This window comes from Pelagibius sp. Alg239-R121 (assembly GCF_947331435.1).
GTDB lineage: Bacteria > Pseudomonadota > Alphaproteobacteria > Kiloniellales > Kiloniellaceae > Denitrobaculum.
On the sequence record NZ_CAMZOF010000004.1, the window covers coordinates 338,291 to 351,002 of the forward strand.

12 protein-coding genes are annotated in these 12,712 nt (G+C 57.3%); 5 read left to right on the forward strand and 7 right to left on the reverse strand.

Annotation, left to right across the window (positions count from 1 at the left end):
• Positions 1-20: 20 nt before the first annotated feature.
• A complete protein-coding gene (locus QMZ18_RS15140; protein WP_282607146.1) occupies positions 21-212 on the forward strand; it encodes a DUF2842 domain-containing protein in 192 nt (63 codons plus the stop codon).
• Between the two features lie 30 nt (positions 213-242).
• On the opposite strand, the gene QMZ18_RS15145 is transcribed toward QMZ18_RS15140, so the two are convergent.
• Positions 243-644: a tetratricopeptide repeat protein gene (locus tag QMZ18_RS15145; protein ID WP_282607147.1), complete on the reverse strand. Its 402-nt coding sequence runs from the start codon at positions 642-644 to the stop codon at positions 243-245.
• A 311-nt stretch (positions 645-955) separates the two neighbouring features.
• Here QMZ18_RS15145 and QMZ18_RS15150 point away from each other — a divergent pair, with 311 nt between their 5' ends.
• Both QMZ18_RS15150 and QMZ18_RS15155 read left to right on the forward strand, forming a co-directional pair.
• The gene (locus QMZ18_RS15150) at positions 956-1,486 is read left to right on the forward strand and encodes an RNA polymerase sigma factor (protein ID WP_282607148.1); all 531 of its coding nucleotides are present in this window, start codon (positions 956-958) and stop codon (positions 1,484-1,486) included.
• A gap of 4 nt (positions 1,487-1,490) precedes the next feature.
• Entirely contained in the window at positions 1,491-2,360 is an 870-nt protein-coding gene (locus QMZ18_RS15155) for an anti-sigma factor (protein ID WP_282607149.1), read from the forward strand.
• Between the two features lie 113 nt (positions 2,361-2,473).
• Here QMZ18_RS15155 and QMZ18_RS15160 read toward each other — a convergent pair whose 3' ends face one another.
• Positions 2,474-2,782, reverse strand: coding sequence for a hypothetical protein (locus QMZ18_RS15160; RefSeq protein WP_282607150.1), 309 nt, complete (start codon positions 2,780-2,782; stop codon positions 2,474-2,476).
• A gap of 382 nt (positions 2,783-3,164) precedes the next feature.
• On the opposite strand from QMZ18_RS15160, the gene QMZ18_RS15165 reads away from it, so the two are divergent.
• Positions 3,165-3,602 carry a CBS domain-containing protein gene (locus QMZ18_RS15165; RefSeq protein ID WP_282607151.1) on the forward strand — a complete coding sequence of 146 codons (438 nt, stop codon included), beginning with the start codon at positions 3,165-3,167 and terminating at the stop codon, positions 3,600-3,602.
• Between the two features lie 265 nt (positions 3,603-3,867).
• Here QMZ18_RS15165 and QMZ18_RS15170 read toward each other — a convergent pair whose 3' ends face one another.
• The gene (locus QMZ18_RS15170; protein WP_282607152.1) at positions 3,868-5,046 is read right to left on the reverse strand and encodes a catalase family protein; all 1,179 of its coding nucleotides are present in this window, start codon (positions 5,044-5,046) and stop codon (positions 3,868-3,870) included.
• 226 nt (positions 5,047-5,272) lie between these two features.
• Positions 5,273-7,708 (reverse strand): FAD-dependent oxidoreductase, encoded by a 2,436-nt coding sequence (locus QMZ18_RS15175; RefSeq protein WP_282607153.1) that lies wholly within the window; start codon positions 7,706-7,708, stop codon positions 5,273-5,275.
• 360 nt (positions 7,709-8,068) lie between these two features.
• On the opposite strand from QMZ18_RS15175, the gene QMZ18_RS15180 reads away from it, so the two are divergent.
• Positions 8,069-9,640: a trimethylamine methyltransferase family protein gene (locus tag QMZ18_RS15180; RefSeq protein ID WP_282607154.1), complete on the forward strand. Its 1,572-nt coding sequence runs from the start codon at positions 8,069-8,071 to the stop codon at positions 9,638-9,640.
• Between the two features lie 113 nt (positions 9,641-9,753).
• On the opposite strand, the gene QMZ18_RS15185 is transcribed toward QMZ18_RS15180, so the two are convergent.
• From QMZ18_RS15185 to QMZ18_RS15195, 3 genes are all read right to left on the reverse strand, one after another.
• Positions 9,754-10,206: a hypothetical protein gene (locus tag QMZ18_RS15185; RefSeq protein ID WP_282607155.1), complete on the reverse strand. Its 453-nt coding sequence runs from the start codon at positions 10,204-10,206 to the stop codon at positions 9,754-9,756.
• 259 nt (positions 10,207-10,465) lie between these two features.
• On the reverse strand, positions 10,466-11,683 hold the full coding sequence (locus QMZ18_RS15190) for an adenylate/guanylate cyclase domain-containing protein (RefSeq protein WP_282607156.1): 1,218 nt from the start codon (positions 11,681-11,683) through the stop codon (positions 10,466-10,468).
• A 42-nt stretch (positions 11,684-11,725) separates the two neighbouring features.
• Positions 11,726-12,493, reverse strand: coding sequence for an enoyl-CoA hydratase (locus tag QMZ18_RS15195; RefSeq protein WP_282607157.1), 768 nt, complete (start codon positions 12,491-12,493; stop codon positions 11,726-11,728).
• Positions 12,494-12,712 lie beyond the last annotated feature (219 nt).

Consider the following 12,712-nt stretch of genomic DNA (forward strand, 5'->3'; position numbering starts at 1 on the left):
TTGCAAAGAGGACGGATAGGGTGAAGCGCGTCGCGATCTATTTGACCATCGCACTGGGACTCGCAATCTATGTGATGATCCTGATCTCGATCGGTGCGGCGATCCTGCCCGACCACTGGGCGGCACAGCTTGCCTTCTATGGTGTAACCGGCATCATCTGGATCTTCCCAGTGATGTGGATCATCACTTTTTTCCATAAGCGGAACAGCTGAATTCCTTCGCCGTGACGCACTCAGGGCTTCTTAGCCACCCGCTGACTTGTGCTCGGCAATCTTCTTTTTGAGCTCTCGATACTCCGGGCAGCCGAAGAAACAGAGGTCGTCAAGAATATCGAGCTGTTTTTCGGCTTTTTCCAGCTGCGAGGTCTGCAGATAAAGCTCGCCGAGGTACTCGTTTGCGCCGAGGTGATCAGGATCGATCGACAGGGCTTTTTGGTAATAAGCCAGTGCGTCGTCAAACTGACCGAGCTTGCGGTGCGAATAGCCAAGATAGTTGTAGGCGTCGGCATTCTTTGGCTCTGCCTTGACGACTTTGAGCAGCGAGACGATGGCGGCAGTATAGTCGCCTGCCTTTATTTTGGATTCGGCGGCGGCGTAATCCACATTCCTGCTGCTGGGTGAGTCGTTCCAACTGGCGGCGGCCATTGCGTTGCCGCTGGCCAATAGAAGGGAGAGGGTGAAAGCAGATAAGAACTTGTTCATTCGTTAACGCCTCATTAATGTTCGCCTCAGCGACCACATGGGGTGGTGTCGGCGCGAGTACGGTTTCAGATAAGCCGGCTCTGCCTTATCTGGGGATGATGCCATGACAACACCCCTTTGCGGTGTTTTATTCCCTGGACAGCGAAAATTATCCATTGCACTGAATTTTTCGGTTTTTATGCGGAATAAATTCGATATCCCAGGCGTTGTCATGATCGAAGGATGCATGTGCCAGTGATGAGCCGTCGCTATTGATGTCGGAACGTACTGACAGCTTTGAGCAGGCGCTCATCGATCTTCTGCCGCGACTCAGAAGATTCGGGTGCAGTCTGACCGGGTCTCTGGATATGGCGGACGATCTGGTGCAGGCGTCCTGCGAACGTGCGCTGACCCGTGTCCACCAGTGGATCCCGGGGACGCGCCTGGATTCATGGGTGTTTTCGATTATGCAGTCGATTTGGCATAACGAACTGAGATCCCGCAAGGTGCGGCGCGGCACCGGTTTGGCGGACACTGAGCATTTGGTCGACATTTCGGCCGAAGGCCAAATCGAGTCCGGATTGTTGTTAGGGGACCTGGAAAAGGTCTTTGCGCGCTTTCCCGAGCAGCAGCGGGCTCTGCTCATGTTGGTTTGTGTCGAAGGATATAGTTATAAGGAAGCTTCGGAGATTCTGGAGATCCCGATCGGTACGGTTATGAGCCGGCTTTCCCGCGCTCGCCTGACTCTTGCCGAGTATATGTCGGATTTTCTGCCTGAAGCCGCCCCCGGCGAAGGACTTACGTAAAGTCATGAGTGCAGAGAACATCACTCGGGACAATCTGAACGACTTTCTTGTCGCCTATGTGGACGGCGAGTTGTCGGCTGCTGAGATGTGCCGGGTCGACGATCTGTTGGTCGAGGACCCCAAGGCACGGCAATTGCGCGATACCCTGCGCGGTCATTCCGAGACACTCAAGACGCTCCATAGCGACATCGTGGAGCAACCGGTTCCAGCTCACCTGATCCAGGCGATTCGGGGTCACGCGGCGGTATCTGCGGATACCGAACTTCGCGCGATGCCGAACCATCTGACGGAAGAAAGGCGCCCCGCTGCTGTAGTGTCATCGCCTCCGTCGAAAACCGGCGGCAGCATGGCCCGTCTGTGGCTGGTGGCAGCCTCTGTTGCGTTCCTGGTGATCGGTGCGGCGGGCGGTTTCGTGGCTGGAGGGCGTTATGGCGTCGCTCCGGTGGCGCAGCCGGACTGGCTTTCACAGGTCGCGGATTATCACGGCATTTATGCCAAGGAAAAACGCCACCTCGTAGAGGTCTCGGCCGATGAGACACCGCATATCGAAGCTTGGCTCGGCAAGCGCCTAGACCGGAATTTGGTGGTCCCCGATCTGTCGGACGCCGGTGCGGTCTTCAAGGGGGCTCGTCTGCTGGGGATCAACGGCCGCCCGGTCGCCCAGTTGATCTATCAAACTGCCGATGGAGAGCCTTTCGCGCTCTGTGTCATGGCGAGCGGCAAGGGGGACCTGGATCCGGCCTCCACTCGCCGGGCCGATCTTAATATGGTCGAGTGGCGCCAGGACGGTTACGCCTACGTGGTTGTCGGATGGGAGCCTGAGGCTGAGCTTCGGAGTTTTGCAGATCCCGCACGGGAAAGCCTCGATCTCTAGAATGCGATCGCGCTCCTTGAGGCCAACTTGAGTTTTTCACTGTTTCAACAAAAACGATTAGCCTCCAAGGGCTGAACCTTCCTGTCAAAACCGAATAAGTCTCGACTGATTTCTCAGCTGGCTGCGGAGTGCGCACCTGCCAGATGACCAGAGATTTGCTTAAGCACTTCGCGGAGTTGGGCGTGTTGGGCGATTTGTCTATCGTCGGCATCACGTATGGAAAACATATGCTCGCTGGCTGTGAGCACAAAGTCCGCCACCTGGCCGGCATCACCAGACTTTCCGCGCCGGTTGATGTCGAACATGAGTTCTGAGGCCAAGTCACGCCGGGTGAGCGAGAAGCCGTTTGAACGGCACCATTTCAACAGGGCGTCCTGGTCCGAAATACGAAGCCTGTTTCGCCCCTTTCTGTGCGTCATCATGTCAAGGATACTCTTGATTTGCATCGGTTTTCTGAGTGTTCCTCCAGGTTATAGCCGAGGTCGGCCAGTCGATAAAAGCAATTCCTGTCCTGATGACTGGTGCCTGAAGGTGATTCGTCGTAAAATTGCAATTCAGTGTATGATTCTCGATCTTGGTAGTTTCGATGAAGATCGGTCATGCGTTAAAGTTATACAAGTGGCGTGGAGTCTGTGGAACAGTAGCGAGTGCAGTGGTGTTGCTCCAAGCAAGCTATCGCCGGTCCGGCTCAGGCACCGGACGACCCCGGCAATAGCTGAACCGGCCAATGAAGATGCTGGTCGGCCGGTGTTAGGAACGGCGCCTTTCGGAGTCCGAATGACTGAGGGAGGATAAGCAAGGCCCATGAAGGTTCAAGCAATGCTCAATGCGAAGAGCGGCGGCGGCGACGTCTCGACGATACGGCCCGATATCACAATCGACGCTGCGATTCGGGTTTTGAAAGAGAAAAAAATCGGCGCTTTGGTCGTCAGTGACGACGGTCACAAAATTGCCGGTATTCTCTCTGAACGCGACGTTGTACGTGGTTTGGCCGACCAGGGTGCTGGCTTATTGGAAAAACCGGTCTCATCGATCATGACCAGCGAAGTCAAAACGACTGGCACCGGTGCAAAGATCGATGATGTTATGGCTGAAATGACACGCAGCCGTATCCGCCACCTGCCTGTAGTTCAGGATGGTTCGCTCTGCGGATTGGTGTCGATCGGCGACGTGGTCAAGCACCGGCTCGAGGAGCTCGAATCCGAGACCAGCGTCCTGCGCGACTTTATTGTCGGGCGCTAAAGTCTGATCGTCTCATACAGTGCTAGTGAAAAGCGTGAATCAGCCTCTATTCCCTGTGGTTAGAGTGCGGTTCACGCTCTCGACCGGTTCCATCAAGAATGACCGCCGGTCAGGGCGAATCGACAGATCGTCCGTCTGGTAAGCATATGGCGCCAAATCTGACGTTCGATGCTCTAGATCAAAAGATATCAAATTTGGTCGATATGCTGCTGCCCCGCCGAGATGACGGGTGTTTTTCGTCTGTTTCTTGCAGTCGTATCTAACCTTAGCGTTTTGATAATTTCCTCTTTCGGGTCTTCTTGCCTACAGCCGGTTTGACCACAGGTTTGCGATAGGCCTTTCCGCCACTGCGTTTTGTGGCTGACGCGTCGTAAACCGGCTTGCGCAGCCGGTTGATGCTGCCCAGGGGCTGGTGCTCGGCGAGGCAATGCCAGGGGGTAAAGGCCATTTTCTCACATTGCATCTCCTGCCGTTGTTCGAGTTTGGCATGATCTGCGCCGGGCCGTCCCTGCGGCGCGGGAACGATCAGTCTGGCAACGGAAACGAAGGGTGTCTTAGCTTCGTCCCATACTGCAGTGGCGTCTTCGATCTGAAGGTTCTTGTCGTTCTTACCCCGAACTTGGACCCTGAAGTCGAAACAGATGTCCTCGCGTTGGCGGACTCGCCGTTTAACAGCCTGGCGCAGATAATTGGCCCCTGCTTGCGGCGGGACGGATTGAGGTGAATCGCCCCCCCATGGGACTGCGGCAAACCTCATGACCCGGTCTGGACCGTAAAGGAAAGGTGCGGCGCCGAAATAGGCAACGTCGACAGGGTTTTCGACAGGCGTGGCCTGGATCATCTGAATGACGCCGGCGGTTTTTGCCGCGCGTTGTTTTTCGGCCGGCGAGGCTTTCGAATTCGGATCCAGGATTGGCTGCAAGACGGCGCCAACGGCAGCCGTTTCATTGTCGCCGGTCATTTCCAGCACTTTATTCAGCACGAGATACTGTTTGCTGTCGACAAAGGCAAAGGCGGGCGTGTTGATCATCAGGAAGTCTTGATTCTGGCCACCTCCATCCTTCAACAGAACACGGCCGCCGACGTCCAGCACCTTGATCGCCATGCCGCGGCTGCCGTTTTGTTGTTGCGCGGGATCAGCCGTACCCAGATCGTGGGCTACCTTTATGGCGGCGTTGGAGAAACGGACCCAGGCTCTGTAGCGGCTGCCGGGCTTGGCAAAGAGACCGGCCTGCAATGACTCGGGGATGTCCTGTCGGACCTCGAAGATGGCTCTGAGGCAACCATGAGATTTCGGGTGGACGCCGCGCAGGACCTTTTTGTTCTTTTGCGAGTAGCGCTTGTCTAGCAGTTTTACCGTGAGCTTTGTCAACTCGCGGATTTCGCGCGCCTCCTCTGAAGGAGCTGCTATCTTTTCAAACGGATTGTTTGGTGCCTTGGCCATTAGGATCCCCCTTTACAACGATTATTGTTGTTCTGAAGCGGATGAACTGGACTGCAATTCATCATTGCATGTGTGCGAAGGAATCGCAATCGAGGTTGGAACTGACTGATTGGCGGTGTCGCGAAGTAGAGGATTGGATTGACTGTGTCCTGCAGATTACCGATGCCAAACAAAAAAAGCAGGCAGCTTTCGCTGCCTGCCTTTCAGGTGAGAACGATGTTGTGATTTATGCGCGGAGCGCAGTGTTCTCGGGATCGTAAGGCGATTCCTCGATCACCCTGGCCGGGAAGAGTTCGCCTAATATGTCGACCTTCAGTTCGGTTCCCGGATCCGCGGCTTCCGGCTTTACATAGGCGAGCGCGAGGCTTTTACCGACCGAGTGGCCGAAAGCGCCAGCCGTAACCCGGCCGATCATTTCCTCGCCCAGGTAAAGCGGTTCGTTGCCCAGGCAGTCTGCGTCCTTAACGTCGACTTCCAGCGTGATGAAGCTCTGCGGAACACCGGCTTCCTGTTGTCGTACCAGAGCGTCGCGGCCAATGAACTCACCCTTGTTCAAACGGACGAAGCGGTTCAGACCAGCTTCCAAAACGGAATATTCGGTGGTCAGATCGCTGCCCCACATGCGGTAAGACTTTTCGATCCGCATTGAATCCATTGCCCGCATACCGACGAGGCCGATACCAAATTCCTTACCTGCCTTCATCAAAGCGTCGAAGATGTGGTTCTGGAACTCAATCGGGTGATGCAGCTCCCAACCCAGGCCGCCCACGAAATTTACGCGCAGGGCACGCACGTCCGACGCCAGACCGACCGAGATGGTTTGTGACGACAACCACGGAAAAGCAGCATTGGAAAGATCGGCATCCGTCACCTTTGCAAGCACATCACGGGCATGCGGGCCGGCCAACACGAAGACGCCGCGGCTGGTTGTGATGTTGCGCAGGGTTACGCTGCCGTCGTCCGGCAGCTCCTTGAGCAGAAGATCGGAGTCGTAACGCTCTGCCGCGCCGGAAGAGATAAGGTAGAAGCTCTCCGGACCCATTCGGGTGATGGTAAATTCGCTGCGCACGCCGCCCGATGGAGTCAGGTTGTGGGTGAGGGCGATCCGGCCAACCTTCTTTGGCAGTGCGTTCGCAACCAGGCGGTCGAGATAAGCCTCGGCACCGGGGCCCGACACGTCGAACTTGGAGAAGCTGGTCAAGTCGATCATGCCGACCTTTTCGCGCATCAGCTTGCACTCATTACCGACGTGCTCGAAGTAGTTGCTGCGGCGGAAGCTCCAGACATCTTCACGCGCAACGCCTTCAGGTGCGTACCAGTTCGGCCGCTCCCAACCGTAGCGCTGACCCCAGACTGCTCCGGCGGCATCAAGACGGTCATGGCAGGGGCTGGTCTTACAGGGACGTGCCGCCGGGCGTTCTTCATCCGGATAATGGATGGTGAAGACGTTGGCGTAGGTTTCTTCGTTCTTGGCAACCGTGTAAGCCTTGTTGGCATAGGCTCCAAAACGGCGTGGATCGACATCCAGCATGTCGAGGCTGGACTCGCCTTCGCAGATCCACTCTGCCAGGTATCGGCCGGCACCGCCGGCGGCGGTCACGCCGAAACTGAAACCTTCCGCGAGCCAGTAATTGCGTAGTCCGAACGCTGGGCCGATCATGGGATTGCCATCGGGTGTGTAGGAAATCGGCCCGTTGACCACGTCCTTGATGCCGACTTCGCCGAAGATTGGCACACGGTTGATCGCGGCCTCGATATGCGGCTCCAAACGCTCCAGATCGCCAGGGAAGAGATCCTGGCCGAAGGTTTCCGGCACGCCGTCGACGAAGCAGGCCGGTGCGCCTTTCTCGTAAGGGCCCAGGATCAGGCCCTGGCGCTCTTCGCGCATGTAGTAGGAGGCATCGGATTCACGCAGCACCGCCATTTCAGGCAAGCCTGCCTTCTTGCGTTCTTCCAGCAGCGGATGGGCGTCGGTCACGATATACTGGTGCTCGACCGGGATCACGGGAATGTCGAGCCCGACCATCGCGGCAGTCTGTCGGGCGTAGTTGCCGGTCGCCGTGATGAGGTGTTCGCAGGTGATTTCACCCTTGTTGGTGGTTACCTTCCACTCACCGCTCGGCAGCTGGGTCATGGCGGTGACCTCGGTCTGGCGATAGATCTCGGCGCCGCCGTTGCGGGCGCCGATCGCCAGGGCGTTGGTCAGATCAACTGGTGCAATGTGACCGTCGTCCGGGTGATAGAGCGCCCCGACCAGGCCTTCTGTGTCGCAAAGCGGCCAGAGTTCCTTGACCTGAGCGGGCGTGATCATCTCGTAGGGAACGCCGATGGTGTTGGCGGTGCCGCAGTAATGACGGTACTCGTCCATGCGCTCCTGATTGGTGGCGAGACGCAGGTTGCCGGTGACATGGAAGCTCACATCCTGGCCGGTTTCCTCCTGTAGGGTTTTGTAGAGATCCACCGAGTATTTGTGGATCTGGCCGACGCTGTAGCTCATGTTGAAAAGCGGCAGCAAGCCGGCGGCATGCCAGGTGGAGCCGGCTGTCAGCTCGGTCCGCTCCAGCAGAACCACGTCGGACCAGCCCTGCTTGGTCAGATGATAGAGAATGCTGGCGCCGACCACACCACCGCCAACGACCACTGCCCGCGCATGTGTTTTCATTATTCGTCTCCCGAAACGCTGCTGAAGCCTTGTCCCTGCGGAGGTACACCAGCTTGTAAATCAGCAACCTTGCCAACCGCCAGATGTTTGGCAGCCATTCTAATTCCAGCGGCAAGATGGCCGATAGACCTTTTATGGTCCGAACCGTTTGCGACACCGCCACGCCAAATTCCGACATGCACGAAACTGCCACCCAAAAGCGACATCTTAATGGGCCTGATATGCAGTCCTACACCCTGTTTCCTATCGCTTTCCAAGGGGGACGGGGCGCGTTTCCGAGGTTCGTGGTCGCGAATTCGACAGAGCGGATTGGTCCGGCGCGGGAATAATCGGGTTCTGGTTTTTTGGAAGGACTGAGTTATGACCGAGACGGGCGCTAGTGCCGGTGGCGGCCGCCGTGGCCGTGGTGCGCGTGGAGCCGCGGGCGGCGCAGAAGCGCGCCGGGCCGCGCGGCAGGGCGGAAAAGTTGAGCAGCTCCAATATATCACGCGGAAGATTCCTGTCTTTGAGACCTTGAACACCGAAGCGCTCGAACTGATCGAATACAACGCCGATACGATTTTGGAAGAGGTCGGTATCGATTTTCGGGACGATGCGGAGGCCCTGGAGATCTGGAAGAACGCAGGCGCGGATGTGCAGGGCGAACGGGTCCGCTTTCCACGTGGCATGTGTCGCAGTCTGGCTAAAACCGCGCCGACCGAATTTACTCAGCACGCCCGGAACCGGGATCGTTCAGTCCAGATCGGTGGTGACAACACGGTTTTCGCGCCAGTCTATGGCCCGCCCTTCGTTCGCGATCTGGATGGTGGCCGGCGCTATGCGACGATCGAAGACTTTCAGAACTTCGTGAAGCTCGCTTACTCCATGCCATCGATCCACCACTCTGGTGGTACGGTTTGCGAACCGGTGGATGTGCCGGTCAACAAGCGCCATCTGGACATGCTCTACGCCCATATGCGCTATTCCGACAAACCTTACATGGGATCGGTGACTGCGCCCGAACGAGCTGAAGACTCGATCGCGATGTCGAAGATCCTGTTCGGAGACGACTTCGTCGACGACAACACGGTGATGATCAGCTTGATCAATGCCAATTCGCCGATGACTTTCGACGACACCATGCTGGGGGCGCTGAAGGTCTACGCGCGGAACAATCAGGCCTGTATCGTCACGCCCTTCATCCTGTCCGGTGCCATGGCGCCAGTGACGCCAGCAGGTGTCCTGGCACAGACACTGGCGGAAGCCCTCGCCGGGATCGCCTTCAGCCAACTGGTCAATCCAGGTGCACCGGTTGTGTTCGGCAGCTTCGCGAGTTCAATTTCCATGCAGTCCGGTGCACCCACCTTCGGCACACCTGAGCCGGCTTTGGTGCTCTACGGCGCGGCAGCGCTGGCCCGGCGTCTCGGCGTTCCTTTCCGATCAGGTGGTTCGCTTTGCGGATCAAAGACTCCCGATGCCCAGGCAGCGTACGAGTCGGCACAGACACTCATGCCGACGGCGATGGCGGGCGTGAACTTCGTCCTGCATGGCGCGGGCTGGCTCGAGGGCGGACTGATCTCGTCCTACGAAAAGTTCATTATGGACGCGGATCAACTCGGCATGATGCAGAGAATGCTCGAGGGCTACGATTTGACCGAGAATGGCCAGGCTATGGACGCTATCCGCGAAGTCGGCCCGGGCAGTCACTTCCTCGGCTGTGCACATACGCAAGCAAACTTTAAGACTGCCTTCTACCGCTCTAATATTGCAGACAATAATTCTTTTGAGCAGTGGGAGGCTGAGGGCGCACTGGATGCTTGTCAGCGCGCCAACAAGATCTTCAAGCGGGTGCTTGCAGATTACGAGGCACCGGCCATCGACCCGGCGGTTGACGAGGCCTTGAACGCCTACATTGCAAAGAAAAAGGAATCCATGCCCGACGCCTTCACCTGATCGCTCGGGCCGATACGCCGGTTTGCAAGCGCATGCCTTTCCGCAATTCTCTTTTGTGGAGCGAAGTTCCCGAACTCGCGGCAGAAAGCCGTGCATTCGGGCGGCTCTGCCAACTATGAGGACGTGGAAAATGCGCCGAGAATGTAACCTCTTTCATGGCTGCTCGATGTTACGGGCAGAAGGATATAGCGGTAGAAGACCTCTTCTCCGTGGAGCCAGTACGAGCCTTCTTCGCTCACTGTATCAAGCCGCGATGTGACATTTTCGCAGTTGCGGCAGAAGTCGTCTCTGAGATGAGGGGGAGCGGCTTCGAGCATAGTTTTGGAGACAGGAGATCCGTCAAACAGCATCTGTGCGTTTGCACCACAGAAAATGAATACGGACATCGAAGGCTCTACATCTTCCTTCAATAGGAAACGCTTGCGCCATTCGGTTTCATTGATCCTGATCGAGAAACCAGAAAGACAGGGGACTGCATTTTCCCCTGCTACGCTGGACCAGTATCGACGCAGTTTCTCAGTCGAACGGCGTTCGCGAGCCGGGTTTAGTTCCTGTAGCATTGCCACGAGCTCAATCTCTTCAAGTAGATGTCGATTTTACTGAGGCAAGCATCAAGATCTGTGCCAGAGAACGCGGCAATCAAGAAGCAGGGTTTTCAATCACTTGAAAAATTGCTGGTTGGAATTGGGAGAAAGCAGGTCGGATATTTCTGCGCAAATTGCAAAGATATCTTTCTAATTTGCAAAGGATTAGGTGCCAGATGCGGGGAAACTAGAGGCAGCAGGTCGAAAGGAACCAGACAATTCGACGAATGGGCGCTGACTTCTAAAACTCGCGATGGAGGGCGAAGACTTCCTGCGGGGCTGGTATTCCCTTCATCTCAAAGCGGCCGACCGACGTGGCGAGGTGATTGACCCGCTTGGCGAAACTGTCTGACATTAAAATCGGTTTGCCTAAGGTTTTTGTAAGGGACTCAAGTCTTGCGGTCCGGTTTACTGTCGGCCCGATCACAGTGAAAGCTAGCCGGTCCGGAGCGCCGACGTTGCCGTAGGCGACTTTGCCGACATCGAGGCCGAGACCGAAAACGATCTCTGGCTGGTTTGCCCGCCGCCGGGAGAAATTCACTGTGGCGAGACTGTCGAAGGCGTCGATGGCAGAATCCAGCGCGGCCTGGCAGGCTTCGCGTTCATTGCCGTCGTTGCAGGGAAAGATAATCAGCATGGCATCGCCGATGAAACTCAATATCTCGCCGCCGCGTGCTGTCACTGCCGAGGATACGAACTCGAAGTAGGCATTGAGCATGTCGAACAGCCGCTCCGGCCCAAGGGCATCGGTCAGTGCCGTGAAATTGCGCAGATCGCTGTACCAGAGAGCGGCATTTATAGCTTCGCCATCGCCGCGCTGAATCAGACCCTCCAGCACTTTTTGACCAGTCCGGTGCCCTAGATAGGTGTCCATGAGGGTTTGCGACAGCCGGCGTTTTGAAATGATTTCGAAACAGGGAGCCAGGGTGTCGGCCAACAAACCGAATTTGGAGATGTCCAGATCGCTGAAGCCGTCGACCCGGTCGGTTGCGACCGCCAGAAAATGGCCGCTGCCGTCGCTGAAGGTCATGGGTTGGATCACATAGTCGCGCGCGCCCTGTTCGGCCAGCTCGAAGAGGACTCTGTGATCGCGCGCTTCATCGAGCCGGTCGAGCCGGTAGCGGACGGTCCTGTGGGTCTCGTTGAAGGTCTGGATCGGACTGCCGAGATAAGCATCGGAATCCAGAACCCCGTGACGGACCTGGGTTTCTTCCGCGCCGCCCCGGCCGCGCTGCCAGATCACGGCGGTTCCGAACATCTGCGGGTGGATCAGGCGCAGGCCGGTGCGTAAGCGCCAGACAGGCGCGCCGGCAGACTCTAGCTGATGGGCCAGGGCGGTGATCAGTGGGCCGGGCTCGGGAATCTTGCGGCCTTCGGTCAGCAGCCAGATCAGGACCGGGGCGAGGGCCCAGCCCTCCATCCGGCCGGTAAGAGCGTCTTCGAGGCTTGCAGTCGTCACGGTGTTTCGGAACCTGTTCTGGTTTCAGGATGCCGTCCCGATTCAGGAGAACTTGGAAAAGTCAGGCAAGCGCTTTTCCATGAATGCCTGCATGGCCTCGTGAGCCTCCGGTGACTCCAAACGATGGGCAAAGTGTCCCAGTTCTTTGTTGATCCTCTCTCCCGCGTCGCCTGAGTGGTCCTTCAGCAGTGCCTTGGTCAGCCGCAGGGCCTCTGGTGGCTTTGCGGCCAGCCGCCGGGACACTTCCATGACGGTTTGCTCGAGCGCCACGTCGGCGCAGACGCCGTTGATCAATCCGGCTTCCCGGGCGGTCTCCGGATCGAACATCTCGCCCAGCATCAGGAGCTCCGCCGCCTTTTTGTGCCCGGCGACCTGAGGAAGCAGCAGGCTCGAACCGGCTTCCGGTACCAAAGCCAGGTTGACGAATGGCAGTTGAAATTTTGCCGAGACCGCTGCGTAAGCCAGATCGCAATGCAGTAGGAGGGTTGTGCCGATGCCGATAGCCAGACCATTGACCGCCGCGATTAGCGGTTTCTCGGCGCCCGCAATGGTGTGAAGAAATCGCGCGGCTGGACTGTCGCCGGGTGTTGGTGGATGGGAGAGGAAGTCTGCCAGGTCGTTACCGCTCGAAAAAGCATCGCCTGTGCCGGTAATGGTGACGACACGGACCTCCGAATCATTTTGTGCGGCTTCGACGGCAGCCGTCATCTGGTCATACATGGCCAGGGTCAGCGCATTTTTTTTGTCCGGCCGGTTGATCGTGATTTTGAGGATCCGGTCTTCGCAGTGAGTCAGGATGGTGTCGGTCATAGGGAAGGCTTCCGCTGTATCGGGATCGGGAGAGGAGGGCAGAGATTGAAGTCTATCTGCTCGGCATCTTAGGACCCGCCTCTTGAAGGGAGTGCTCGCAACATATTGCCGTCAGGACAGGGTGAGGCCAAGCAAAACCGGTGGCCAGCTGTCCCGCCGACGGCCTTCTATGAAACAGTCCCTCGAATGGTTTCAGGTGAAACCGGTTATGGCGCCAGC

Excerpts from the sequence above, each read along its gene's own strand:
- QMZ18_RS15145 (WP_282607147.1), bottom strand. The coding sequence starts at position 644 with ATGGCCGCCGCCAGTTGGAACGACTCACCCAGCAGCAGGAATGTGGAT.
- QMZ18_RS15150 (WP_282607148.1), top strand. The coding sequence starts at position 956 with ATGTCGGAACGTACTGACAGCTTTGAGCAGGCGCTCATCGATCTTCTG.
- QMZ18_RS15155 (WP_282607149.1), top strand. The coding sequence starts at position 1,491 with ATGAGTGCAGAGAACATCACTCGGGACAATCTGAACGACTTTCTTGTC.
- QMZ18_RS15160 (WP_282607150.1), bottom strand. The coding sequence starts at position 2,782 with ATGATGACGCACAGAAAGGGGCGAAACAGGCTTCGTATTTCGGACCAG.
- QMZ18_RS15165 (WP_282607151.1), top strand. The coding sequence starts at position 3,165 with ATGAAGGTTCAAGCAATGCTCAATGCGAAGAGCGGCGGCGGCGACGTC.
- QMZ18_RS15170 (WP_282607152.1), bottom strand. The coding sequence starts at position 5,046 with ATGGCCAAGGCACCAAACAATCCGTTTGAAAAGATAGCAGCTCCTTCA.
- QMZ18_RS15175 (WP_282607153.1), bottom strand. The coding sequence starts at position 7,708 with ATGAAAACACATGCGCGGGCAGTGGTCGTTGGCGGTGGTGTGGTCGGC.
- QMZ18_RS15180 (WP_282607154.1), top strand. The coding sequence starts at position 8,069 with ATGACCGAGACGGGCGCTAGTGCCGGTGGCGGCCGCCGTGGCCGTGGT.
- QMZ18_RS15195 (WP_282607157.1), bottom strand. The coding sequence starts at position 12,493 with ATGACCGACACCATCCTGACTCACTGCGAAGACCGGATCCTCAAAATC.